23 protein-coding genes and 3 tRNA genes are annotated in these 26,298 nt (G+C 35.3%); 14 read left to right on the top strand and 12 right to left on the bottom strand.

Translation table 11 applies throughout. The annotated features are described in order from the left end of the window. Window positions 1–10: 10 nt before the first annotated feature. The gene (locus tag KYG33_RS20340; RefSeq protein ID WP_077415737.1) at window positions 11–1,723 is read right to left on the bottom strand and encodes a DEAD/DEAH box helicase; all 1,713 of its coding nucleotides are present in this window, start codon (window positions 1,721–1,723) and stop codon (window positions 11–13) included. Window positions 1,724–1,950: 227 nt separating this feature from the next. Here KYG33_RS20340 and KYG33_RS20335 point away from each other — a divergent pair, with 227 nt between their 5' ends. The 7 genes from KYG33_RS20335 to KYG33_RS20305 all read left to right on the top strand — a co-directional run bounded on the left by KYG33_RS20335 (window position 1,951) and on the right by KYG33_RS20305 (window position 9,904). Beyond that, the gene (locus tag KYG33_RS20335) at window positions 1,951–3,261 is read left to right on the top strand and encodes a TolC family protein (RefSeq protein WP_219072323.1); all 1,311 of its coding nucleotides are present in this window, start codon (window positions 1,951–1,953) and stop codon (window positions 3,259–3,261) included. Window positions 3,262–3,264: 3 nt separating this feature from the next. Continuing rightward, complete coding sequence (locus tag KYG33_RS20330) at window positions 3,265–4,530, top strand: efflux RND transporter periplasmic adaptor subunit (protein ID WP_219072322.1); 1,266 nt, start codon at window positions 3,265–3,267, stop codon at window positions 4,528–4,530. Between the two features lie 44 nt (window positions 4,531–4,574). Then, window positions 4,575–5,324 (top strand): ABC transporter ATP-binding protein, encoded by a 750-nt coding sequence (locus KYG33_RS20325; protein ID WP_219072321.1) that lies wholly within the window; start codon window positions 4,575–4,577, stop codon window positions 5,322–5,324. A 23-nt stretch (window positions 5,325–5,347) separates the two neighbouring features. Next, window positions 5,348–6,577 (top strand): ABC transporter permease, encoded by a 1,230-nt coding sequence (locus KYG33_RS20320; protein ID WP_047380899.1) that lies wholly within the window; start codon window positions 5,348–5,350, stop codon window positions 6,575–6,577. Window positions 6,578–6,669: 92 nt separating this feature from the next. Continuing rightward, the gene (locus tag KYG33_RS20315) at window positions 6,670–7,335 is read left to right on the top strand and encodes a DUF2461 domain-containing protein (protein WP_077415745.1); all 666 of its coding nucleotides are present in this window, start codon (window positions 6,670–6,672) and stop codon (window positions 7,333–7,335) included. Window positions 7,336–7,600: 265 nt separating this feature from the next. Next, on the top strand, window positions 7,601–8,395 hold the full coding sequence (locus tag KYG33_RS20310) for an FkbM family methyltransferase (RefSeq protein WP_180565299.1): 795 nt from the start codon (window positions 7,601–7,603) through the stop codon (window positions 8,393–8,395). Window positions 8,396–8,404: 9 nt separating this feature from the next. Beyond that, window positions 8,405–9,904, top strand: a complete 1,500-nt coding sequence (locus KYG33_RS20305; RefSeq protein WP_219072320.1) for a lipopolysaccharide biosynthesis protein — start codon at window positions 8,405–8,407, stop codon at window positions 9,902–9,904. Window positions 9,905–9,966: 62 nt separating this feature from the next. Here the strand turns inward: KYG33_RS20305 and KYG33_RS20300 are convergent, their stop codons facing one another. From KYG33_RS20300 to KYG33_RS20285, 4 genes are all read right to left on the bottom strand, one after another. Next, window positions 9,967–11,007 carry a hypothetical protein gene (locus KYG33_RS20300; RefSeq protein WP_219072319.1) on the bottom strand — a complete coding sequence of 347 codons (1,041 nt, stop codon included), beginning with the start codon at window positions 11,005–11,007 and terminating at the stop codon, window positions 9,967–9,969. A gap of 121 nt (window positions 11,008–11,128) precedes the next feature. Beyond that, complete coding sequence (locus tag KYG33_RS20295) at window positions 11,129–11,983, bottom strand: glycosyltransferase (protein WP_219072318.1); 855 nt, start codon at window positions 11,981–11,983, stop codon at window positions 11,129–11,131. An 86-nt stretch (window positions 11,984–12,069) separates the two neighbouring features. Next, window positions 12,070–13,470: an aspartate ammonia-lyase gene (aspA, locus tag KYG33_RS20290; protein ID WP_077415755.1), complete on the bottom strand. Its 1,401-nt coding sequence runs from the start codon at window positions 13,468–13,470 to the stop codon at window positions 12,070–12,072. Between the two features lie 72 nt (window positions 13,471–13,542). Beyond that, window positions 13,543–14,568, bottom strand: coding sequence for an N-acetylmuramoyl-L-alanine amidase (locus KYG33_RS20285; RefSeq protein ID WP_219072317.1), 1,026 nt, complete (start codon window positions 14,566–14,568; stop codon window positions 13,543–13,545). 135 nt (window positions 14,569–14,703) lie between these two features. Between KYG33_RS20285 and KYG33_RS20280 the strand changes: the two genes are divergently transcribed. The 3 genes from KYG33_RS20280 to KYG33_RS20270 all read left to right on the top strand — a co-directional run bounded on the left by KYG33_RS20280 (window position 14,704) and on the right by KYG33_RS20270 (window position 14,984). Then, window positions 14,704–14,788, top strand: a tRNA-Ser gene (locus KYG33_RS20280). 14 nt (window positions 14,789–14,802) lie between these two features. After that, a tRNA-Pro gene (locus tag KYG33_RS20275) sits at window positions 14,803–14,877 on the top strand. Between the two features lie 33 nt (window positions 14,878–14,910). Next, window positions 14,911–14,984, top strand: a tRNA-Arg gene (locus tag KYG33_RS20270). A gap of 568 nt (window positions 14,985–15,552) precedes the next feature. Here the strand turns inward: KYG33_RS20270 and KYG33_RS20265 are convergent. From KYG33_RS20265 to KYG33_RS20255, 3 genes are read right to left on the bottom strand one after another with little or no spacing between them, the layout of a single operon-like run. Beyond that, entirely contained in the window at window positions 15,553–15,864 is a 312-nt protein-coding gene (locus KYG33_RS20265) for a hypothetical protein (RefSeq protein WP_077415759.1), read from the bottom strand. Between the two features lie 31 nt (window positions 15,865–15,895). Beyond that, window positions 15,896–16,318, bottom strand: coding sequence for a transposase (locus KYG33_RS20260; protein WP_077415761.1), 423 nt, complete (start codon window positions 16,316–16,318; stop codon window positions 15,896–15,898). A gap of 40 nt (window positions 16,319–16,358) precedes the next feature. Continuing rightward, window positions 16,359–17,786: a hypothetical protein gene (locus KYG33_RS20255; RefSeq protein ID WP_219072316.1), complete on the bottom strand. Its 1,428-nt coding sequence runs from the start codon at window positions 17,784–17,786 to the stop codon at window positions 16,359–16,361. A gap of 551 nt (window positions 17,787–18,337) precedes the next feature. On the opposite strand from KYG33_RS20255, the gene KYG33_RS20250 reads away from it, so the two are divergent. Next, window positions 18,338–19,342: a helix-turn-helix domain-containing protein gene (locus tag KYG33_RS20250; RefSeq protein ID WP_219072315.1), complete on the top strand. Its 1,005-nt coding sequence runs from the start codon at window positions 18,338–18,340 to the stop codon at window positions 19,340–19,342. Window positions 19,343–20,028: 686 nt separating this feature from the next. Here the strand turns inward: KYG33_RS20250 and KYG33_RS20245 are convergent. Both KYG33_RS20245 and KYG33_RS20240 read right to left on the bottom strand, forming a co-directional pair. After that, window positions 20,029–20,712: an MBL fold metallo-hydrolase gene (locus KYG33_RS20245; protein ID WP_077415769.1), complete on the bottom strand. Its 684-nt coding sequence runs from the start codon at window positions 20,710–20,712 to the stop codon at window positions 20,029–20,031. A gap of 54 nt (window positions 20,713–20,766) precedes the next feature. Next, entirely contained in the window at window positions 20,767–21,354 is a 588-nt protein-coding gene (locus tag KYG33_RS20240) for a Crp/Fnr family transcriptional regulator (RefSeq protein WP_077415771.1), read from the bottom strand. 466 nt (window positions 21,355–21,820) lie between these two features. On the opposite strand from KYG33_RS20240, the gene KYG33_RS20235 reads away from it, so the two are divergent. The 3 genes from KYG33_RS20235 to KYG33_RS20225 are packed head-to-tail and all read left to right on the top strand — an operon-like array spanning window position 21,821 to window position 24,772. After that, window positions 21,821–23,095 carry an erythromycin esterase family protein gene (locus tag KYG33_RS20235; protein ID WP_219072314.1) on the top strand — a complete coding sequence of 425 codons (1,275 nt, stop codon included), beginning with the start codon at window positions 21,821–21,823 and terminating at the stop codon, window positions 23,093–23,095. Further along, window positions 23,095–23,997 carry an ATP-binding cassette domain-containing protein gene (locus KYG33_RS20230; RefSeq protein ID WP_219072313.1) on the top strand — a complete coding sequence of 301 codons (903 nt, stop codon included), beginning with the start codon at window positions 23,095–23,097 and terminating at the stop codon, window positions 23,995–23,997. The genes KYG33_RS20235 and KYG33_RS20230 overlap by 1 nt, the downstream gene beginning before the upstream one ends. Beyond that, window positions 23,990–24,772: an ABC transporter permease gene (locus tag KYG33_RS20225; protein ID WP_219072312.1), complete on the top strand. Its 783-nt coding sequence runs from the start codon at window positions 23,990–23,992 to the stop codon at window positions 24,770–24,772. Before KYG33_RS20230 ends, KYG33_RS20225 begins: the two co-directional genes overlap by 8 nt. A 91-nt stretch (window positions 24,773–24,863) precedes the next feature. Here the strand turns inward: KYG33_RS20225 and KYG33_RS20220 are convergent, their stop codons facing one another. Next, entirely contained in the window at window positions 24,864–25,388 is a 525-nt protein-coding gene (locus KYG33_RS20220) for a thermonuclease family protein (RefSeq protein WP_077415779.1), read from the bottom strand. A gap of 153 nt (window positions 25,389–25,541) precedes the next feature. Then, a complete protein-coding gene (locus tag KYG33_RS20215; RefSeq protein ID WP_219072311.1) occupies window positions 25,542–26,297 on the bottom strand; it encodes a hypothetical protein in 756 nt (251 codons plus the stop codon). Between the last annotated feature and the right edge of the window lies 1 nt (window position 26,298).

Here is a 26,298-nt window from a genome sequence, read left to right as displayed (position 1 = left end):
TTGATGAGATTTAGTTTGCAACTTCAGCTCTCATATCTTTTCCTTTGAACTTCATTGATTGAATATTGCTCAAGACATTGTCCTTAAACGATTTTTCAACCTCAAAGAAAGAGAATTTTTCTAAGATTTCGATATCTCCAATCTCAGCTCTTTTCTTGGATTTTCCATCACCTGTAGCCTTATTGATAATATCCAAAACATCAAGCTTCTTCAACTGGTCTTTTTTTCCAAGATTAAAGAAGAATCTTACCATATTCTCATCTCTTCTTCTTGGCTTTCCACCACGATCTCTGTCTCTTCCACCGCGATCTCTGTCTCGGCTGTTTTCTCTGTCACGGCCTCTATCTCTGTCTCTATCACGTCCACGGTCTCTTCTTGAGTAATCGTCATCTCTGCTGCTAAACTTCTGCTCAGCAAGATCGTGTTTATCTTTGTAATATAAAGCAAGATCCTTCAATTGAAACTGTAGCAGCTGGTGCACCAATTCTTCTTTTGTAAATTTGCTTAGATCAGGAATTAAGCTATCATCAAATTCGAAAAGATCCTCGTGCTCCGTCAATAATTTTTCGAATACACCTCCTACCTGAGCTTTGATAATATCTTCACCTGTAGGAATGAATTTTTCGTTGATTTCAATTTTTGTTGCAGATTTGATCTGTTTCAGTTTTCTGCTTTCTTCAGGCTTTATCAAAGCCATAGAAATACCGTCTTTTCCAGCTCTACCTGTTCTTCCGCTTCTGTGAACGAATACTTCAGGATCATCTGGTAAAGAGAAGTGAATAACGTGTGTAAGAGAGTTTACATCCAATCCTCTTGCTGCAACGTCTGTCGCTACAAGAATATCAATGTTTTTCAATCTGAATTTCTTCATTACCGTATCTCTCTGCGCCTGAGAAAGATCACCATGAAGAGCATCAGCTGCATAACCGTTCTGCATTAAGAAATCTGCTACCTCCTGAGTTTCCATTCTCGTTCTACAGAAGATAATGGAGTACTGATTAGGATTAGCATCGATCAATCTCTTCAACGCTTCTTTTTTCTGACGGTACCCTACTACATAGTATTCGTGAGTAATGTTCTTCTTCACTTCGTTGATAGAACCTACTGAAATACGGTGTGGTTTTGTAAGGTAATTTTTGGAAATTCTTTCCACCTCTTTATTCATCGTTGCAGAGAATAAGAAAGTTTGTTTAGTTTCCGGAGTTTCGCTTAGAATGGTTTCCAATTCGTCTTTGAATCCCATAGAAAGCATTTCATCAGCTTCGTCTAATACTAACCAATGAATCGCAGAAAAGTCTAATGCCTTTCTGTTGATAAGATCAATTACTCTTCCCGGAGTTCCCACAATAATCTGTGGTTTATCCTTCAAAGATCTCATCTGATCTACAATACTACTTCCACCATAAACTGCAGTAGTTTTGATGTCTTTCATGTACTTAGAGTAATTCTTTATGTCCTTCGAAATCTGAAGACATAATTCCCGTGTCGGACAAAGCACCAATAATTGGATTTTGCGACTCGTATCGTCAATCATATCCAAAATCGGAAGCGAAAACGCTGCTGTCTTGCCTGTCCCTGTTTGCGCAAGTGCGATCAAGTCGCGAATATCTGAAAGAATAAAAGGGATAGTCTGTTTTTGGATTTCTGTTGGGCTTTCGTAGCCCAGTTCGCCAATTGCCTTAAGGATATCAGGACTTAAATTGGTTTCCGTAAATAAATTCATTAACTATTTTAAAATTTTTGCAAAGATACAATAAATATTTGACTTGTTTTTGAATAAAGTTTTAAATATACAATCTTAAATTCAGAATCTTTTAATATATTTTTAATTTTTTGAAAATTAAATGTAAAAAAACCAGCTTTAGGTTAAAAACTTGTTAAACATTATTTTTTTTTATTAAATTGGATTGATTTTTTCTGTGTTATTTATGAATTTTCAAAAATAAAACCATGGAACGCAAATTTTTCTTTTTGATATTCTTATGCATGGCCTTGGAAATATTTTCCCAAACACCCAATTATCCGGCCGCCTGGACTCTGGAAAATTGCATTGAATATGCAAAAGCGAATAATATTTCCATTAATTCTCTAAGACTTTCAAAAAATGCTGCCCAACAGGATCTCCTTCAGGCAAAAGATGCAAAATATCCCAATTTAAGCGGAACCGTTTCACAAGGACTTTTTGCTGTCAACGGAAGTGACGGTCTTCATATGACAGGTGCACAATCTCAAAGTATCGGGGCCAATTCTTCCATGACCCTTTATCATGCCAATTATATTAAAAACAATGAAGCCTCAAAAAATCTGCTGGTTCAGATGGCAGACTTATCCGTCCAGGAAGCACAAAACAACATTACCCTCACGATCACCCAGGCTTATCTGAATATTCTGATGAATCAGGAAAATATTATTTCTCTTGAAAATGTTCTGAAAACAACACAAACTCAATTGAAACAAGGTGACCAGCTGTATAAAGCCGGAAGCCTTTCCAAATTAAATTATCTACAGATCCAGTCACAAGTTGCTCAGGATCAGTATAACCTGACAGCTACTCAAAACAATCTGCGCACGAATACTGTTAATTTAAAACAAATCCTGCAGCTTCCCTCAGGGTATGATTTTCAGGTTGTAAAACCCGACAGCATTGCTGTAGATGATCAGCTGAAAACCTTACAGGATGTTCAAAATCTGGCACAAAACCAACGTCCGGAAATAAAATACGGGGAACTTAACGTAGAAAATTCCAATACAAATCTAAAAATGACCAAAGCTTCCATTCAGCCTACCCTGAGTCTGACAGGAAATATTTCCACCAACTATTCTAATGGAAATGGAAATTACTTTAATCAGTTGGGAAATAACTTTTATATGCCCATTGGATTAAGCCTTGGAATTCCGATTTACAACAACAGAATTTACAAAACACAGATTGAGAAGTCGAAAATAGCGATTGAACAGGCCAATCTTGATTTACTGAATACAAAAACGGTCCTTAATCAGCAGGTAGAACAATCTTACATTAATCTCCAGAATGCGCTATCCCAGTACGATTCTGCCTACAAGCAAATGGACATCAGCAAACAGAGTTATGATATTGTGAATGCTCAGATGAAAATCGGAAGCATTGATTATGTACAGCTTCAGCAGCAAAGATTGCTTTATATACAGTCTGTCCAGAATTACCTTCAGGCAAAATACACTGCAATTCTCAATAAACAGATCTACGAATTTTACGCAGGTAACCCTATAAATCTAAAGTAAGCTATGAAAACAAAGAATAAAAAATGGTTGTACTGGGTTGTGGGCGGCATCATTGCAATAGGTGCAGCCTGGTTTTTTTTCATCAGAGAAAAAGAAATAAAAATCCAGCTGGAAACAGTAAAGCCTGAAATGGGACAAATTTCAAATTCCATTACTGCTACAGGAACCATTCAGCCTGTAGATACCGTTGCAGTAGGTACTCAGGTATCAGGAATCATTAAAAATATTTATGTTGACTTTAATTCTACAGTGAAAAAAGGCCAACTACTGGCTACTTTAGATCCGGATCTGCTTCAGTTCCAGTCACAGCAGATCAAAGCCAACCTGCAAAATGCAAAAAGCAATCTTGCTTACAACGAAATTAACATCAACAGACAGTCACAACTGTACAAAGTGGGAGCTATCAGTAAAGCAGATTATGATAATGCAACCAATCAGTACAATGCTGCGAAAGCACAGGTAGGATCTGTAAATGCTCAGATTTCTACTGCCAACAAAAACCTGTCTCTTACTAATATCTATTCCCCTATTGACGGAACTGTTCTCAACAGAAATGTAAGTGAGGGGCAGACCGTAGCTTCAAGCTTCAGTACTCCTACCCTTTTCAGTATTGCTAAAGATCTTACCAAAATGAGGGTACGTGCTTCTGTAGATGAAGCTGATATAGGAAATGTAAAAGTAGGTCAGAAAGCAACATTTACGGTAGATGCTTTTCCGGATGAAACCTTTGATGGTGAGGTTTCAGAAGTCCGTCTTCACCCTACCGTTTCATCGAATGTGGTGAATTATACCACCATTATCAACGCAGATAATTCGGGTTTAAAACTAAAGCCGGGAATGACGGCAAATATTACAATTTATACGCAGGTTTTAGACAGTATCATGAAAATTCCGGTAGCAGCAACCAGCTTCAGACCAGATAGTTTGATTATCAAAAAATATAAAATAAATCCTCCCTTTGCCAATGGTAAAAAACATGAAAAAGGACAATGGAAGAAACAGGGTAAAGAAACAGAGAATAAAAGTGAGGCAGCCGTCTGGATCATTACTAAAGACAGTACTATTTCCCGCAAAAAAATAAAAACCGGAATGGATAATGACACCGAAATACAGGTTGTTTCAGGGTTAAATAAAAACGACAATATCATCACCGGCTATAAAGTTCTTTCAAAAAAATCATCCGGCGGGCAGGCTAAAAGTCCATTTATGCCTCAAAGAAGAGGGGGCGGAAACAATAGAAACAGTGGCGGTGGCGGCGGACCAAAATAATTCAAACCAAGCCTAAGCAACTAGAAAACCTAAAAACAAAAGTCATGGCAGAAAAAATTCTGGAGATCACAGATCTGAAAAGAGAATTCAAGATGGGTGAAGAAGTTGTTCATGCACTGAAAGGCGTCACATTCACAGTAGAGAAAGGTGAATTCGTTACCATTATGGGAAGCAGCGGTTCCGGAAAATCTACCCTGCTTAATATTATTGGTTGCCTGGATAAACCCTCTGGAGGTGATTATAGCCTGGATGGGGTTAATATTAAGAATCTTGACCGCGATGAGCTTGCTGTTCTCAGAAATCAAAAAATAGGTTTTGTATTTCAGTCTTACAACCTTCTTCCAAGGACCACAGCAAAAGAAAATGTAGAGCTTCCGCTTCTTTATAACTCAAAAACATCTACTGAAGAACGTCACAAAAGAGCTATACAGGCTCTGACTGCGGTAAAACTTGAAAGCAGGATTGATCATCTTCCCAATCAGATGTCCGGAGGGCAGCAGCAAAGAGTTGCCATCGCCAGAGCTTTGGTAAACGAACCTGTAATGATCCTTGCAGATGAAGCCACCGGAAACCTGGATACCAGAACTTCCTATGAAATCATGGCACTCATGCAGGATCTGCATAAACAGGGACGAACCATCGTTTTTGTAACTCATGAACCTGATATTGCCACTTTCAGCAGCAGAACAGTAACTCTTCGGGATGGAAAAGTCATTAAAGATGTCAATAATGATCAAATCAAATCTGCCAGAGAAGCCCTCGAAAACCTTCCGGTAAATGATGATTACAAATAGTTTTAAACTGAAAATTTATTACAATGAACCTCTCAAACCTCTTTAGAATTGCCTGGAAAGCCCTCCTACGGAATAAACTTCGTGCATTTTTAACCATGCTCGGTATTATTATCGGTGTGGCTTCGGTAATTGCAATGACAGCCATTGGAGAAGGTTCAAAAAAAAGCATCAGTGATCAGCTTTCTTCTATGGGCTCCAATATGATTACCATACGTCCGTCCAGTAATGTGAATGTTTCCGGAGGGGCCAGAATCGGGGCTTCTGGATTACAGACACTGAGACCGCAGGATGCAGACGCTATTTCAAAAGGAGCTCCTGATGTTTCTTATGTCTCCCCTGCTGTACAAACTAATGGACAGTCTATCAACGGGCCTAATAACTGGCCTACTCAATTACAAGGTGTGAATGAAGAATATTTCAGCATCAGAGACTGGAGCATTGCGAATGGCAACTCTTTCACCAGAAAAGATGTGTCATCTTCCAATAAGGTCTGTCTTTTAGGGCAAACGGTTTACAATAATTTATTTCCCAATGGTGAAGATCCCGTAGGAGCCGTTATCAGGTTCAATAAAGTTCCCATGAAAGTTATCGGAATCCTGGCTCCAAAAGGCTCCAATGCATTTGGGCAGGATCAGGACGATGTCATTATTGCACCATTCAACACTGTTCAGAGAAGATTTTTAGGAATCACCTATGTTCAGACCATTTATGCAGCTTCTTCCAGTGAAAATACTTCACAGCAGGCTACCGATCAGGTTTCAGAAATTTTGAGAAAGCAACATAAACTTCCTGTCGACGGAAGCAATGATGATTTCAGTGTGAGAACTCAGGCTGAGCTTATCTCTACCATGAGTTCCACCAGCCAGCTTCTGACCGTTTTGTTATCTGCTATTGCCGGTATTTCGCTTATTGTAGGCGGAATCGGAATTATGAATATTATGTATGTATCCGTTACGGAACGAACCAAAGAAATCGGGCTGAGAATGTCTATTGGTGCCAGAGGAAAAGATATCCTGTACCAGTTTCTTATTGAAGCTGTGCTTATCAGTATTACCGGTGGAATTCTTGGAGTACTTTTAGGTATTCTGTCTTCAGAACTGGTTACTTTTTTCCTTTCGTGGCCTACTTTCATTACGGAATCTTCCATTATTGTTTCCTTTATCGTATGTGCCGTGACGGGAGTATTTTTCGGGTATTATCCCGCGCTGAAAGCTTCAAAACTTGATCCTATTGAGGCATTGAGATATGAATAGTTTTTGTAAATTTGAGTTGTGAGATTCGGGATTCGGGGTTGAGAAGCCTTTATAAATCTCACTTAACAACGATAAAAAACACCTAATACAATATGTCTGCAAGTATTTCTTCCAAAACATTTGATTTTTTAAACAAATTAAATAAAAACAATAACCGAGAATGGTTTAATGAAAATAAAAACCTGTATACTGAATCTCAGCAAAACGTTGTTTCATTTCTGGATGAACTGATTAAAGAGATGTCAGGTTTTGATGAAGAACTTGCTAAAATTGACAGTAAAAAAGCCTTGTTCAGAATTTACAGAGACACAAGATTTTCAAAAGACAAATCTCCTTATAAAACCAATTTCGGAGCATCTCTGGGAATGGGAAAAGGAAATCAGAAAGGAGGTTACTATCTTCATATGGAACCTGGAAAATCCTTTTTAGCCGGAGGTATCTATATGCCAGAATCTTCAGTTCTGAAAGAAGTACGTAAAGAAATATCGTTGTATGGTGATGATTTCCTTAAAATTCTCAATAATAAGGATTTTAAAAAGCACTTCCCGGAACTTGACCAGGACGACAAACTGAAAAAAATCCCGCAAGGTTTCGAGAAAGAGGATCCTATGGGAGAATATCTGAAACTTAAAAATTTCATTGTAGTATACTCTTTAAAAGATGAGGAAGTACTGGATAAAAATGCTGTGAAAAACATGAATAAAGTTTTCAAACTGATGAAACCATTCAATGATTTCCTGAACACTCCTTTTCTTTAATTTATCCTGAAACACAGATGTTTTTTACCAGCAGGTAACACAAGTTTTCACAGATAACTGGTAATAAACTTTCTATTTCTGAATCTTTTACAAACATTCAGGGTATAGAGATGTTTCTGTGACAAATTTAAAATCCATTAAAAAACAACTGATTACAAAACAGAAACAAAAGATAATTATTGAGAATCAATCTATTATATTTAACATTTTTTAAGAAAAGTTTTACATTTTTGCTTATCTTTGCTGTTCGTCAAAACGCTTACGAATGTCTTTATACCAAAAAATCGCAGAAAAACTACAATATATAAGTCCGAATTTCTATAAAAAAAGATATTTTAAAACGTTAAATAATCTTAATAAAAATAATTTTTCGGAACGTAATGTAGAGCCGGAACTGGTATGGATCAAAGAATACCTTTCTAAGAATGCTGTTATATTGGACATTGGTGCTAATGTGGGAACTTTCCTATATCAATTGGAAAACACTTTGAACCACGATAACATTTATGGTTTTGAACCTAATAAAAAGCTTTACCGTAGATTAAAGAGACTGTTTCCTGCAATGCATATTTTTCCTCTGGCTCTTTCTGACGAAAACATAATGGCCGAGTTCAAAGTACCTATTATTAACGGAAAAACAATTGCTTCCCGCGGTACTTTAAACACTTCATACAAGGAAAAAGGAGAAGAAAAAAGCTATATGGAAAAAGTAAAAGTGATCAAACTGGATGAATGGGCTGCACTGGAACATTTCAAAAGGCTTGATTTTATCAAAATAGACGTTGAAGGAAACGAAATAAAAACACTTTTAGGAGCAAGAGAAACCATCCGACAGTTCACACCGACATTAATGGTTGAGATGGAACAAAGACACCACCAGACTCCTATATGGAATGAAATATCTGAAGTAATAAGCTGGGGATATGAAGCGAAATATCTGAACAGAAACAGCTTTACCCTGGAAAGTCTTACAGAAGATATCATAACACAAAATACAAACGACGAAAAAAATAAAACTCAGTACATCAACAATATTATTTTTATACCTAAAAACATTTAAAACAACTTTATGAGTGTAGTAGCAAGACAAGGCTTCAAATATTCCATTATCGGTTATATTGGGTTTTTGCTGGGCACAGTTTCCGCAATATTCATATTTCCGAATGATTTTGAATTTTATGGAAAGCTGCGCTACATTCTTCCTACTGCAGAAATGCTGGTTCCTTTTGTTGTCTTGGGAATTTCCTATTCAAACGTAAAATTTTTTCACACGGTAGAAAAAGACGGTAAAAAACAAAACATGCTGTCATTGTCGCTGCTCACTGTTTTTATCAACTTTCTTATTTTCACAGTTGTATTTTTTATACTTCCCTATTTTTATCCAAAGTTCAGGCACTCGGAAGCATGGAAAATCAAAGAAATGATTCTTCCTCTGATTTTAATCCTTTCATTTTGTGCTATTTTTAATAAATATACTTCCAATTATAAAAGAATTGTGGTTTCCAATATTTTCGACAATCTGTTTCCGAAAATCGCAAATCTGGGAGCTTTCTGCCTCTTTTTCTTTGCTTTATCACAGAATCTTACTGCTGTAACATCGCAGAAAATTGCTTTTGCATTCTTTTTTGGAATATTCTTTTTAATGCTTTTGGGGTATATCTATTATACCAATAAACTGGAGAAAATCAAACTTGATTTTAATACAGATTATTTTAAGAAAAATAATTTCTGGAAAGATTTTTTCAATTACAGTTTCTTCGGATTCCTGGGAACTTTTGGAAATTATCTGGCAATCAACAGCTTTATGATCGGGGAATTCATGGGAATGGAAGAGGTAGGAATCTATTCTGTTTTATATGCCCTGATCTCATTAATCTCTATTCCACAGCTTGGATTATTTAATATTTCTGCTCCTATCATCAACAAGACGCTGGCAGACGGAGATATGGAAGAGCTAGACAGGTTTCACAAGAAAACATCTTTAACATTATATTTCCTTGGTGCTGTTTTATTCTCGTGCATCATGGTTGGATTCCCGTATCTGACCCAATTTATGCCCAAGAACGGAACTATGCTCAGAGAATATGAACCTGTAGTCTGGATCTGGGGTTCTGCCGTGTTGATAGATCTTGCAACAGGTTTCAACGGAAACATTATTTCTCTTTCAAAATATTACAGATTTAATATTCTGGTGATGCTTTTACTGGCGGGGCTGACAATTGGGCTTAATTATTATTTCATTAAAAATACAGATCTGAAACTGATTGGAATTGCTTTATCTACAGCCATTTCTCTTACGATTTATAACGTTGTAAAAATCGTTTTCAACTATATTGTATTCAAGGTTTCACCTTTAAGTATTGAAATGATTTTTGTCTCTATTATCTGTACTTTAGCGATTACAGTAGCTATTGTTCTTCCCAACTTCAACAGCAATCTGCTTAATCTTGTTTATAAACCGGCAGTTGTTCTGATACTGATTTATATTGGAAATTATTTCACCAAAATATTCCCGGTTGAAGACTATCTGAATATGAGGTTCATCAAGAGTGTATTTAAGATTAAATAGACTTTTTAAGGCGAAAACACGGAGAAGGTAAGGTATTATTTATTGAAGTATGTTGATTTTACTTACATCAGACTATGTAAAAATTGAAACAGTTTTTTCTGCACCACTTCTTTACTGTAAGTATTAAAAAAGTCAAATGGAGTCTCTGATAAAGTCTTTAACTGATCAAGAATATTTTCTTTTTCAGGAATGATAAATTCAAGTTTTGAAGGATAATCCTCAGGGAAAACGGCCAATTTCCCGTAAGCTACTGCATCCCCAAGATTTCCTGTCATTTTAGTCACGCCATACGTCTCTTTCATGCTGAAGAACTCTGTTTCCTGCTGAATAGGGCACCATAGAACATCCGCTTTCTGCATCCATTTTTCGAAATTTTCAGAAGAAACTCTTTCGGAGAAATAAGTAATACTGATATTTTCAGGCAGTCTTTGCGACAGCTGTTCAACCTCTTTTAATTCATGATCCTTTGCTTTTCCAAGGAATACAAACTCACAATGCTTATCTGTCTTTACATTCTGAATTGTTTTAAAAATATAAGCATAATCTCTTCTCTTCTGAGAAACTCCTCCCGGAATAACTACAATAAGATTATCATTTTTAATGGTATCAAAATCTCTGGTATAAAACAGTGGCAAAAACTGATGTCTTCCTGAAACCAAAGCCTCATCAAGCACTAAAAGCGATCGGGATGTCTTATAAACTTTAGTATTATAAAATAATCCTTCTTTGAGCCACAATTTCACTCTGAAAATAATATCTCCTTTGAAAATACTTTTCATCAGATTCAGTTTTGAAGCTTTTGCAAAATTAAGATTATGGGTAATGATTGCTGTATTGTACTTTTTTGTTATCGCCAAAAATGTATTAAAATAACGATGTACAGTTCCAATGACAACCAAATCATATCCTTTCCCTTTTAACTGATCCAGAATCATAGAACTGTCTGATAAAAAAACAGTTTCATTACGATGATTAATATGATCTTTGATTCTTTTTGAAAAATAATAATCTACCGTAAAATCCTGAGAGCCTTCCATAACATCTATAAAAGCCTGAGCAATTTCTGCGTGCGTGTCTATTTCTATGTAAGCTATTTTTTTCACAGGGTTAGCGGGAATTAAGTCTTATAAATTTTGGCTAAAGCCAGTGGATTTTTTATTTTTTTAATTAAACGGGCTAAAGCCCATTCCTATTGATCTATATCAAAGTTTACAAATTATTCCCTTACATCTTCAGCCATTTCTTCTTCAGCATTCTCCAACGCTGATCATTAATTGCTTTTTGCTCTTCTTTTGTAATTTTAAGCTCCATTTTTTTTGATCTGCAATTTTCATAGGAATTTATAATATCAAAGAAAAATGATGGAGACTTGCTTTTCATCGCTTCTTTTGAGGAGGCAATGTAAGCCAGAAACCTGTTCAGGCCTAAGAAATAAAAGTACCTGCCATAATAATCCGCAGGCCGTATGGTATAATCAGCTCCTTTTACTTTAATCAGCTTCACATTAAGTTCCGGAAGAACAATTTCCTTCCATCCCAGATTTTCCAACAGTATGGAATCAATATTATCCCAGCCTAAAGTTTCCCTTAAGCCTCCGATCTGAGTAAAACACTCTTTACGGTAAGCTTTCATAGGACCTCTTACGTGATGTTTATTGGAATTTCCTTCATAGATCCACTTTCCGTCTTTTTCTATGTACAAAAGACCTCCTACGAGCCCATATTCCGGATTGTTTGTAAAAGCTGTTTCTACTGCTGTCAGGTAGTTTTCCGGAAGGATGATATCGGCATCAAATTTACAGATGATATCAAATTCATCCATCGATTGAGTCCGGAGGCCATTTTTAAAAGCATGAACAACTTTAGAACCGGGCTGATGTGCAGATTTCTGAAGATTGACTGTTTCAAAACGGGAATCAGTCTTTGTATATTTCCTGATGATTTCAGGGGTTCTATCTACAGAACCGTCATTCACTACCACTACTTTAAAATCTTTGCTGCTTTGCTTTTGTAAAGAATCCAGCGTAAAGGAGAGGTTGTCTTCTTCGTTATGAGCAGGAATTATAATTAAAAACCTCACGAATTATCAATGATTAATGATCAATGATCAATGATAAGAAGATTTTAGGATATCAATTATCATTGATCATTCATCGTTTATAGAATTTATTTATTATGCGGTTTCAGCATATTTTTCGGATCAAGGATTTCGTCCAGTTTCTCCTGGGAAAGAATTCCCTTTTCAAGAACAAGGTTGTAAACGCTTTTCCCGGTTTCCAATGCTTCTTTGGCAATCTGTGTAGACTGTTTGTACCCGATATAAGGGTTAAGCGCTGTTACAATACCGATGCTGTGCTTCACCATATTCAGACAGATCTCTTTATTAGCCGTAATTCCAACCACACATTTCTCGCGAAGGGTATCTAAAGCATTGCAAAGAAAGTTAATATTTTCCATGATTGCATGGGAAAGTACCGGCTCCATTACATTAAGCTGCAGTTGTCCTGCTTCTGCTGCAAAAGTCACGGTAAGATCATTCCCGAACACTTTGAAACAAACCTGGTTTACCACTTCCGGAATTACCGGATTTACTTTACCTGGCATGATAGAAGATCCCGGCTGCATTGGCGGAAGGTTGATTTCAAAAAGCCCAGCTCTCGGACCTGATGACAATAATCTTAAATCGTTACAGATCTTTGATAATTTCACAGCAAGACGCTTCGTTGCTGAAGAGTAGATTACATAAGATCCTGTATCTGGTGTTGCTTCCACTAAATCCGGTGCTGAAACAATTGGGTATCCTGTAATCTGAGCCAAGTTTTTAGCACAAAGTGTAGCATAACCTACCGGAGCATTTAATCCTGTTCCGATAGCTGTTGCCCCCATGTTTACTTCAACAAAAAGATTTGCATTGTTATTCAGCTTGGAGATATCTTCTTCTAATGTAGCTGCATACGCTTCAAACTCCTGCCCCAAAGTCATTGGAACGGCATCCTGAAGCTGTGTACGGCCCATTTTGATGACATCATGAAACTCCTTTCCTTTTGCACGGAATGCAGCAATAATTTTTTCAAGCTTTTCTACCAGTCCGATGTTCATCTGCAGCAATCCCATTTTGATGGCTGTAGGATAAGCATCATTGGTTGACTGGGAAAGGTTGATATGATCATTAGGTGAACAGAATTCGTATTCTCCTTTATTTTTCCCTAATTTCTCCAATACGATATTGGCAATTACTTCATTGGCATTCATGTTGATGGAGGTTCCTGCCCCACCCTGAATCATATCTACCGGAAACTGGTCATGATATTTCCCGTCTACAATTTCATCACACGCTTCTGCTATTTTAAAATAGAGGCTTTCATCTAAAAGTCCTAGTTCATAATTGGTTTTTGCTGCCGCTTTTTTTACAAAAGCCAACCCTTTTATGAAATCCGGATATGAAGACAAAAGCTGTCCTGAAATTTTAAAATTATCAATAGCTCTTTGTGTCTGAACCCCATAATAAGCATCTAAAGGCACATTCAGTTCGCCTAATAGATCACTTTCTTTCCTGAAATTTTCCATTACAGATATTTTACTGTTTTTGATCGTTTAAAGATAGCAAAAACGCATCTAACCGATGCGCTTTAATTTGAATTATTTTACTGGATATTTTTGATTTAAAGCTTGCAGTATTGCCCATGTTTCGGCATCCATGATTCCGTCATAATTCTGCGGACGGAAATGGTACTGGAATGCTTCAATTGTCTTCTTGGTGGCATCATCCCAGGTTCCGCTAGGCTCCAATCCGTATCCAAATTTCTGCAATGAAGTCTGAATAAGGAAAATAAAGCTGGATTCATTATATCTTGCCGTAATGTCTGCCTGCGCTGCCTCAAGATAAGTTTGCTTGGCTGCTTCATCATACCACATCCCAATCTGGTATTCATCATACAGTTTTTTCCATGGGAACATTGGTCCCGGATCCTGTTTTCTTGTAGGAGCAATATCTGAATGAGCAAGTACATAATTAGGCTGAATCTGATATCTTGTTACAATATCTTTAACCAATGCTGCCACTTTTTTCACCTGATCATCACTAAAAGGAGCAAATGTTCTTTTACCTGTAGCATCTGTAGTATAGCCGGCATTTACAATTTCAATCCCAATAGAAGTATCATTAAGATTTTTGTCATTTCTCCATGAACTGATTCCTGCATGGTATGCTCTTTTGTTTTCGTCTACCAACTGATAGATCTCGTTGTCTCCTGTATTGTTTACCAGATAGTGGGCACTCACCGTCTGCTGGGTAAGAACGGTAATAGATTTGTCATCTGCAAGAGCTGTATAATGTAATATTAAGTAACGTTGTCTGAAGTTTTGGGCTACTGCAGGGAAATAAGTCTTTACAACTTTATATCCTCCCGGTTTTGCAGATACAATAGAACCATAACTTATCGTATTATCATTTTTTGTTGGGTCTGCTATATTAGTAGTAAAAAAGTCAACTCCACGATCGGATACTACTTTTGGTTTCGGAGCAACCGGAGGTGTTGTCTGAACCTTCGGTTTCGCCTGTGTTATTGGGGTTTTCGGTTTGTAAGTATTTTTTTTCACATTTTGCTGAGAAGTACATGAAAAAACAAAAGTGCTTAATCCGATGATATATAATGTCTTACGCATCAGTTTGGTTTTTGGATGATTTATTACTTCAAAAATACACAAAATTTTCTTGAATTTTATTTGGTAAATAAGGAAATCTGTTCTATATTTGCACTCGCAATAACGGAACAACGATCATTAAAAAATAAACAAAAAGGAGGGTTGCCAGAGTGGTTAATGGAGCAGTTTGCTAAACTGTCGACGCGAAAGTGTCGCAAGGGTTCGAATCCCTTACCCTCCGCTCTTTTATATATTCGGGGCGTAGCGTAGTCCGGTCATCGCGCCTGGTTTGGGACCAGGAGGTCGCAGGTTCGAATCCTGCCGCCCCGACTGTTTTTAGTAGTTTTCTCAAAACTACTTAATGGGTGCGTAGCTCAGCTGGATAGAGCATCTGCCTTCTAAGCAGACGGTCAAAGGTTCGAATCCTTTCGCGCTCACATAAAGACTTACTGTTTCCAGTAAGTCTTTTTTGTTTCTATATTGCCCTGTTTATAACGCTTTGAGATACTTTGAAATAGGATTTAGGGTATTATCAAGCCTGGCTTGAATGTCATATACTAGTTTCTGAAACCAAATACCTCAGTTCTTCTTCCAGCTTATCAGCCTCTAATTTTGCACTGCTCTTTATTTCCTTTCCCTATAATCTTCTTTAAAGGTCATATTCTTCAAAATAAACGAGCCATAGAAATACTATAAAAACTTCTAGCCTCTAAACTGAATTAGCTACGATTTAGTCTGGAAATTAGGATCAATTAACGATACTTTTAATGAGACTATTAAAACTAACAGAACGAATATAGTAGCTATAACAAGCAAAGTAGGTCAACTCAGACTTGGCTGAAAACTTGTAAATGTACACATATAGTTAATTAATAGGATTGGATATTTTAAAACTAAAAAATCGAGGCATTCACTCCTCGATTTTTTTATATAGATTGTTGTGAGATAGTATTAATATAATAAAAACATGATTTAGAATCTATTATAGCAATTAAAAATACATTTTTACCAAACTATTCTCTTCCATTTGGTTAATGTATTTCTACTTAACTTAAAATGCCTTGCTGTTTGGGTATTGTTTAAATTATTATCTTTTTGATAATTAAGAACCATTAATATGGTTGTCTTATCATAAGATTTAAATTTTGCATTTTCATTATTGCTATCTTCCACCAGTAATTGGTTAATTTTTATGACATCTAATACCGTAAAATTCGTCTTTACGAGAGTTCCTATTGCACTTTCCATTTTATGAGGATATTTTCTAACAATCATATCGTAAAATATTTTCTTATAATTAGGTGAAGACGCTTTCATATCTTGTTATTAACAATTAAAATTACATAAACTACTGATTTACACTATATTTAACAACCCATTTATAAAGGGTAGTCTTTGGAATATTATATTCTTCAATAATCTCATTTTTACTTTTTTCTCCAGAATTTATTAACTCTAAGAAAAAATCAATTATCTCTTTGGTATAAATATTTTTTTTAAATCTTGGAAGGGTCGTTGATGAAGCTTTAACATTATTCTCAGTAGCTGGAGAATATAAAATTAAATGTTGCGTGTATATTCTAAAAAAATCATACTCGGTTAATTTACTCCAACGAAGAATAATTTCTGAATCCATACTTTTCAGGTGATACATTCTATAGACCTCCTCAGTACTACACATAAAGAAACTACAGATTCTTTCCAAATCTAATTCACATTCCAAAACTCTTTTTTCAATTAAACGACCAATATGAATATCTTTAAATTCCATATTTCCTTAACCATTTTTACGATTTAGTTAATTAACTTAATTAATATGTAGCATATGTTAAGTTTTGAACATCTCCAGTTGCCGGAGTAGTACCTAAACTTTTAAAACCATTATATCCTGCAACCAATAATCGGCTTCCACCTTCTGTAACACCACTTCCCGTCGCAATCATTACCCCATAATACCCCATATCCACAGCTGTTAATGTTACGTCACCATCAAGCAATGAAGTAGAATGCAATGTCCAGTTTACGCTTTGGCCAACACCGCCATTTCCAAATCTATAATTATAAGAGAAACCTGTATACCATATAAAATGATTGGTAATCACTACGGCTCCGTCCATATCCATATCAAAATCAACAATTGTCTCACCAGAAGCTAAGGAAATACTGTCAGAAAGCAACATTAAATTACTGTTGGTGGCATTTGCATTTCCTTTACCTATCCTATATAGTGGAAATCCTTGTGCTACAGACCCCCATAATGTATTATTATCCATCAGCGCAATCAAAGAGTAATACCCAATCATTACTTTAACCACTTTAGCACCTGATGCTGTTGCCGGAGCAAAAAAACTGGTTATATCCTGAGGGGTAGAAATAAATGTTGCAGTGGCTCCCCAAGGTCCTGCATAGAAATTATATCCCCAGGCAAATACTTTACCCGTTGCATCGATAGCAGTAAACATATTATAAGGAGTTCTTTCTTGTTCACTCCAAATAGATTTAATATTGCTCAATGTTGGTATTTTAGTATAAGTTAAAGTATTTCCTACTGTAGTTCCTAGTCCGGTTTGCCCTCTTGCATTTTCACCCGCAGCATATACGTTACCAAGATTTGTTAATATGATTGTATTATAAGCACTCTGCTGAACCTGAATTGGATTTTCCCCAGCTGCCAAACCTGCTATAGTAACTTTCGTCCAGCTGCTTATCACATCTCCATTACCTCCGGTGCCAAGTTTCCCACCATAATTAGATCCGGTAACAAAGATATCCCCGGAAGTGGTAATGACAGTTCTAGACTCTAAACCACTATTTGTTGTAAGTGCCGATTTTGCCATCAATCTGGTAGCTGGACTTTGGGTTCCGGCAGGGGAAAGACCTAAACCATATGATGTATAACCAGCCCCCGTAAGAAAGTTCTTATCTGTAATACTATTGAAAGCACTAGTATAATACGAATAATCAAATCTTTTTTGCATAAGCGGACTAGTAGTACTAGAATATTTGCTAACCATCCAAAACCTATCTCCTAGAACAGATGTTGATATCAATCCCTCTACTGTTGACTTATCCAGAAGGCAATCTGACCATCCTGCAGATGTATTCAGTCGTAAACATTGCTTTATAGAATCATATACAACCGTAGCTTCCACTGGAACAGCACCTGCTGGAGTAACTGTTGAGGGAGCAGAATCCACAATAGGCATCACTACACCTAATTTCTTTGTTACGTTTTTCATGTGAAGTATACCCTGAGGGTTTGTTGTGTTTATACCTACTTGACAAAAAACATTCGATACTGTTAAAATGGTAATTAGTAAGGGTAATAAATTTTTTTTCATGATTGTAAATGTATTTGATTTGTTTTTTAGGGAAATTGCCTCACTTGGCACAAGACAAATGTATTTATAAACAAACAGGATATTTACAATACCATTAATTCATTTATGCAATATGATTTAAAACAACCTCTTTATTATTCCAATAGATTAAAACATATTTAATATATGAATTGTTATTTACAAAGAGTAATCAAAACACTTAACGTCTTGATATAAAGATCATTAAAGAAGACAATATTAAAATTTACTTTAGTTTAAACACTCGCGAATGTTTTGATATAGAAATCAAATAGTAATTGATTTATTTTTTCGTTTATTTTGCCAACAGAATTTTCTTTAGAAGATTGAAAAACATATTTGATAATTGTTATAAAAATTATCATTTAAAAAAGCAATTGTTTTTTTTAAATGGTAAAATCATAATCCTTATAATGAAAAATGTCAGTTAAATGAAATTAGTTAGGAACACCCAAAATATGACGAGTGATCAATTAAAAAGAGATCTTATAGCCAAATATGTCTTGATTATAACAATCGTTTTAAGCTTTTATTCTATTTATTTATACTTTTTTGCTTCAACAACTTTTTTCTCATATTATATTTTGGGATTTCTATTTCTTGTTTTATATACCTGGGTAATTATTCTTCCAAAATATGATATCAATAAAATTGTCCATATCTATATAATTTCTGTTTCGATATTTCTTACTTATATAATGCTTAATGTCTGGAAAAACAATACACTTGTTTCAATGTGGTTTTTACCAATAATTGTGGCCGCTGACACATTTTTTTCAAAAAAATATGTATACATATATACTATATATGTAACTCTATTAATTATTACCATATTTTTATTAAATCAAATATATGACTTCAATGAATTGACACTTGTATCCGAATCATCAAGAAAAGCATCTGAAGTGATTATATTTTTTTCAAATTTATTTATACTAATACTGTTAATGCATTATAATCGTTTGATAAAAAAAAAGGAAAGTGAAGAAAAATATAGCAGTGGTAACTTAGAAAACAAAGATAGTTTTCCCAATATCAATTCATTAGATCTCGAGAAAAAGGAAGATAAAGATATTGAAAAGTATATGATTTTATACGCTAGTATTAAAAAAATCATTGAGGATGAACGTTACTTTGCAAATTCGAATTTTAGTTTATCAGACTTATCTTCACTTATTAATTCAAATGTAATATATATATCAACAGCAATAAAATTAAATGGTTATGACAATTACACTCACTATTTAAACTTCTGCAGAATACAAAATGTAAAAAAAATGCTTAAAGAAGAAGATTTGAATAAAGTTAATTTTATGTATATTTATACCGCTTCAGGATTTTCCAACCAAGTTACGTTCAATAGAGCTTTCAAAAGAATTGAAGGAATTACACCTTCAGAATATATTAAAAATCTTAATGTTGACACTATAGATTAATCATTTATTACTAGATGGTTTTTACAGGAAATGAGGTAAAACGGCCATCTCTTTAAAACTTCTTAATCATAAATTTTTCTTTATTTAAAATTAATTATTTTTCAAAAAACATCTACTTTTAACGGATGCTATTTTCTCATCTTCGGTCACGGAAAGACTGTTGAATCAGAAGCGAAGCTTGATACTTTTGATAAGAATAGTGAACCAACTATGACCTTTTTAAATAATTCAGAAGATGCCACTAGATATCCATTTTATTCCTCTATAAATGATACTCAGAATGTAATAAAAATACATTTATCATATTCTGATAAACTCAAAAATATTGATTCTCTATATATTTCTGGCCCAATAACATCCCCCACTAGAATTCTCAAATGAACCAATAAAAACACCTGTAGTCGCTGGATTATTTTGATAATCAGCTTCATTTACCGTCCGGTGATAAAATAAAGCCTCCATGAGTAATATTATAACTACCTCCCATTATGTTTAATTCATCAAATAACAGACTATATCATATACCCGTTGTGCATTTTAAATTATATTTGATTTTACATTGTTGATGTTTCTGTTGAAGTAATTTTCATTGATGAACTGAACAGTGAGTCTTTTTTGTTTATATTAGTTCCATGTATATAATAAATGCGTCTTCTTTTAAACCGCAATCACAGTACGATCTACCTTTAGATAGCCGTACTGCATTTAGCCACAAATTGTTCAAACTTCCGATCGGTATTTTGCATAATCGGTCCATGACCGAAACAGATAATGGCAGGGTTCAGTTCTGCTAACTTCTGGAGCGATTTGATATTACGCTTCTGATCCGAAGTGAATATGCCTGGTGGAAGCCGCAGACCAGTCGCTGTTGTGAGCAGATTCATATTTGTCGCCGCATCTCCGATGATCAGTATACCATCTCGCTCACGGAATAAAGAAATATGACCCGCTGAATGCCCGGGCGTCTCAATTACCCGAAAGTTTCCGATCTTATCGTTTTCAATGATTGTCTGTTCAACTTTATGTCCCTGACCTGCCCAGTACTTTTGCTGCAACTTTGCTACCCAATGTTGTGGAGTTGGGTAATCGTTGGTCACCATACCCGTTTCAGTCCTAAAAACTTCGTCGGGATGACAGAGTAAAGGGATTTCAAACTCAGCACAAATCTGATCACTACAGCCCTGATGGTCTGCATGCGCATGTGTCAGTACATGTTGATAAACAGGAATTTTCTGGAGAGTTTTTTTTACAGTGGTATATGAACTGCGTATTCCGGAATCTACCAATACGCCTTCGATAATATAACAGTTGATACTATTTCGGGGCATCAGTGAAATCTGGAACACTTCAGGAGCAATTTGACGTAACATTGTTTTTTTGTGCAAATCTACTTCGCTGACAAGGACTTCATAAGGACATTTGTCCTATAATACACTGGGTCTGTGTATTTGTCCTTTCGCGCGTGTAAGTGATCGCTGCGTGATACCCAGATATGATGCAAGATCCTGTGTCGTTACGCGCTGGACGAGCTTGGGTTCGTTAGACAATACATGACGGTACTTATCCAGAGCGGACCTATTATTATAGTTCAGCAGATAACGTTCCTTTTGGTTGTACTCCTGCTCCATCACCGATTTTATAACACTATTCCAGGCAGCCACCTGACAAAGCAGATGCTGATAGTCCGGATAATTTATCCTATAGATTATGCTATCTTCTATAGCTCTGATACTCCTTCTGGATTTTTCCCGGGTTATAAACTCTGAAAACGAGGTGACAAATTCATTTTCAAATTTAAAGCAGGTTATATTTTCTTTTCCTTCTTTGTCGATAGCGTATGCTTTTACAGCACCACTAACTATAAATCCAACATAACGGCAGGATTCATCTTCGCGAATAAAAAAATCACCTTTTTTTAAGCGGACTGATTTGAAGAACTGAGCAGAAAAGTTGATTTCCCCAGCTGATAGTTCTCCTGTAGAGGATAGATAATTTTCAAATATGTCAGTCATTTCTCAATCTTTTTCAGCCTTTTATTTCTTTTTAACCATCTATGGATTACATATCAAATCCAGCATCCAAATCTAAGAATTATTGTATATTCAAAACGAACGGTTATTGTATATTCAAAAAAAGTTGCAGCTTTTTTGTTCTGCTTAAGTCTGAGTAAAGATATGGTATATGAGCAATAAAGGATCTGGAATTCTCTTAATAAAAATTGAAATTTCAGGTTTATAAGCATTTATTCTTATCTAAAAAACAGTGAAACTACCAGCTAAACGTGCAGCTATTTTTGAGACAGTTTTTATCCTTACCACTAAGGTATTTCCCAACATCAGGAAAAACATGACGAATTGACATTATTTTTCCCTTGGCATCATTTTCGACTAAATGATAAATAGTTTTCATAAAAAGCTTTTATTTTTTATTAAATTTAAAATCAAATAAGGCATTTAGTAACTGTATAATTTTGAATGGATGAAAAAAATACTTTACACTTTTATAGTTTCTGTAATTGCAGTTTTAATCCTGAATAAAATTGTTTTTAAAGATATCCCTGAAAAAGAAAAACAGGAACTCCTGAACGATGTCCAGCGGTATAAATACCCTATAAAAAGTATTTCTATGGAATATCCGGATAACAGCGACCTGAAGATTCTGGATTATGTGCTCAAAGACAACAGGATTGTAATGCTGGGAGAAAACATTCATTATGACGGCGCTACCATGAAAGCCAAAAGCAGACTCATCAAATATCTCCATGAGAATCTGGGGTATCATGTTCTATTGTATGAAGCCGGCCAGTATGATATCTGGATGATGAATGAGGAAATGAAAAACCACAGCCTTAAAATTCCCTCGGCTTCTATAGGAGGATTGGGACTTTTCGATTTCTGGTGGAACAACAGGGAGACCCAGCCTCTGATCAGCTATTATCAGAAAACGAAAGCTTCAAATCACCCCATAGAACTGGGCGGGTTTGATATACAGTTTTCCGGAGAGGAACTTTATGACAGACGCAGTAAGCTTTTGAAGGATTTTTTAAGCAAAAATTCGATTGACCTTAAGCCATTTCCTCTTTTAAATAAACACATCAATCAGATTTCCAATTTTATGTACAAGGGGTTTGCCGGAAAAATTTTATCCGGAAATCAGAAAAAGGACTTTCTCAATGAAATAAGCCGACTTGAACAGATAGTTTCAAAACTGAAAAAAACACCTGAAAACAGAATATATACCCGGTATTTACATGATATGAGAAACAATTTTGATAAAATATGGAAATATGAAGCAGGATCTACGCAGAGTATGCAGTTCAGGGATTCTCTGATGGCTAAAAACCTTATTTATCAGATTGATTCTGTGTATCAGGGACAAAAAATCATTGTGTGGTGTTCAAACCTTCATACTTTTGCAAGCCGGTACAGCAAAAATTATTTACCTCTGGGCGCTCATATCAAAAGTAAATACGGAAAGGCTTCTTATATGATTGATTTTTCATCCTATACCAAATACAATAAAACCGGAACTCCCATTGATAAGCCTGGAAAGCTCGCCATCGAAAATACATTTCATGCAACAAAGACTCCTTATTTCTTTATCAATCTCAGAAGTATCCCGGAAAGTTCTGTACTGAAGAAAGAGTTTATCTCCACCATCAATCAGGGAACAGATCAGAAAAAGGTCTGGAGCCAGTTTTTTGACGGAATATTTTATATAGACACCAATACTTTTTTAACCTCTCACGAATAATGGAAAGCATCACTACTAAAAACCTCAGTTATACCATAGGTTCTAAAAACATTCTGAACAATATCAACCTCAATATTCCTGAAGGCAGTGTTTATGGCTATCTTGGAAGGAACGGAGCGGGAAAATCGACTACGATTAAACTTCTTTTAGGGCTTCTGGAATCATCGGCCGACAATATTTTCATTCAAAATAAAAGTTTACAACAGAACCGGACAGAGATTCTTGCCAGTACAGGAAACCTGATTGAATCCCCTTGTTTTTATACAAAACTTACTGTTTTTGAAAACCTAAAGTATCTGGATATCATCTATGGTAAAGGAAATAAAAGAATTGATGAAGTTCTGGAACTGGTAGATCTGCATAACGAGAAGAAAAAAAAGGCAACAGCTCTATCCATGGGAATGAAGCAGCGCCTGGGAATTGCAATGGCTATTTTTCATGATCCGAAACTTCTGATTCTGGATGAACCTCTCAATGGGCTTGATCCTCAGGGAATTTTTGAAATGAGAAAACTCTTCCAGCATCTGAATGAACAAGGGAAAACCATTTTCCTTTCGAGCCATATTTTGAGTGAGCTTGAAAAAACAGCTACCCATATCGGAATTATTGAAGGCGGGCAAATAATTTTCCAGGGAACAAAGAACGAACTTTTAAGCAAAGTCGAAAAAGAAGTTGCTTTAAAAGTCAATCCTGTTGAAAAAGCATTATCTCTACTCCAAGACACTTATTCCGCAACACTGAATAATATGAACAAAATTTCAGTGAAAATCAATGATGACAAAAAATTCAATGGTCTTCTTACCATGTTAATCCAAAATGGAATTGAGATTTATGACATAGAGTCTCAAAGCACCAATCTTGAGCAGATCTTCATTAATTTAATTTCTAAAAACCATGACTAATACTAATACTTTTTTAAAGGCATTTTCATCCGAACAGTATAAACTTTCCAAAAACAAAGAAATTTTCGGAATTCTGCTCGTTCCTGTCCTGATTATCTTCGCGGTTGATCTGTATATGGTTTATGATGTACTCCGCTCCGGAATAGAAGAATCTGAGGGAACAATAAATCCATGGAAAGCTTCATTGGGAAAAATCGTATTTATGTTTTTTTATCTGTTGTTTCCTATACTCGTTTCTCTTTTTGTGCATGCCTGCTGCGATGTGGAATACAGAAATAATAATTATAAAATTCTCTTCACGCTTCCGGTTTCCAAGACTAAAATATTTTTCTCGAAAGCTATATTCATCCAGATAACAGTTTTTTTCTCAGTGCTTTTCTCTTATCTGGCTTTATTGTTAAGCGGATATTTGCTAAGTATTGCTTTTCCACAGCTGGGCTTCCAGAATTATGACTTCAGAGAAGTGATATTTTATGTCTTTGTGAAATTCTTCATTACTCTTTCTGCTATTGCCATGGTGCAGCTAACTTTGAGTCTTCTTTTTAAAAACTTCATTTACCCTATCGGTTTTGGTGTATTCATGCTACTTTTCACGACGATTATCTATCAGAAAAAATTCTCTGATTTTTTGATTTATACCGGAGGCTACAAATCAATGGATAACTTCATGAGTGAAAATATCGCTTTTGAAAGAATAGATTACTGTAATATCGCCTCCGTTTTTATCTTCATGGCTGCGAGTTTTTATCTTTTTGTAAGGAAGAAAGGGGGATAGATAAAATGTTGGAAGCAGGGAGCTTGAAGATGGGAGTTACTGTCAGCCTACATATTAATTAATTTCCAGCTTCAGGCGTTCCAACAAAGGCTTATGCTACTCCTTTTATTTTTACACTAGTTTTAGCGGCCTCGATTTTCTTATTATTTCTAAGCTCACGCTTCATTTTACGGTAATCCCAGGGTGCAACAGCATTTACATCCTGCCAGAGACCAACTTTTCTATATTGTGCATTTTCCTGAATTTTACCTAAAGAAGCATCTTTGGAGTAAGCAAAATACCACCATCCCATTCCTGCTTTGATAAGTTCTTTGGAAAGGTATTTGCCGTCATCATAATAAACCTTTGCAATAGATCTCCCATAACGGTCCGTGTTCGTCTCAACAAAGCTTACTGTTTTCCCAAATACCTGGGCAGAAGTAAACTGTTTTGCATTTTTCCCAAATGCCTGTCCACTTTCAGGACAATCGACTTCAGCCAGTCTGAGTTTTTTTTGCTGGTTCCCTTTTAACAGTAAAGTAATGGTATCTCCGTCTGAAATTTTGATCACTTTTCCGGTAGTCTGTGAGAATAGGAATACAGGGAAAAGCAGGTACGCCAACATTAATCGTTTCATTCGGCAAATATAGGGATTAGTCGTCATTACAAATTAAAAAACCTCGCGTTTTGCGAGGTTTTTTTTAAATATTGAATTAAGTTATTTGATTTTTTTCACCTCAAAGTTGGGAGACTTTGCGGAACAGAAGCAAATATTAAGTAATCTTAATTATTAAATGCTATTATTTATTTTAAAGACTAAATCATCTATATAAATATTAATACCAGTTCTTTTTAAAATTTCTAAAGACCTAAAAAAATAACTATTTCCCAATGTTTTTTCTAAAGCGTCTGCTGAATTTATATACAAATGAAATTCCTGCATATTATTATTCTTACTTACATCTATAGTATGGTCATGAAGTGAATCTAATCCCAGTCCCATAAAACCTCTTTTTCCAAAGAACAATTCACCTAAATAACAGAAAAAATCTTCTTCATCTCTAACAATATTTCCATCCATTTTCATGATGTTATTCTCAGCACTTATTTTATAAAAACCTTTATTCCAAATAAAGCAAGCCAGAAGATAAGAGCTTTTGACTTCTTTATTTTCATACTTTTCCCAGCTAAAATCTGAATGATTAAACCAATCGTAAAAAATTTTAATGAGATATTGAGCATATCCTCTTCCCGTAATACTCATTTTATTAATCATAGTTCCATAAAGAATAATTCCGTCTGGCTCATTATAATCATACTCTGTTAAAACATAGTCTACAAGAAATCGGGTTTCATACAAAGCTTTTTTTATACCAGCTCTATTATCAATATTTATGACCAGTCTAATTTCAGATTTTTCTAATTCTTCTAAAATAATGAATTTAGCCTCAGGTTTAACCTTTAGCAATAATTTATCATTGATAATTTTCCTATCTCTAGTAAGATCTAAATAATCTATTTTAATATTATTTAAAAATATCTCCATT

This window comes from Chryseobacterium sp. D764, from assembly GCF_019317325.1.
In the GTDB taxonomy this organism is placed as follows: domain Bacteria; phylum Bacteroidota; class Bacteroidia; order Flavobacteriales; family Weeksellaceae; genus Chryseobacterium.
Note: the sequence above shows the minus strand (reverse complement) of the source record. Positions and strands in the feature narration are given on the sequence as shown.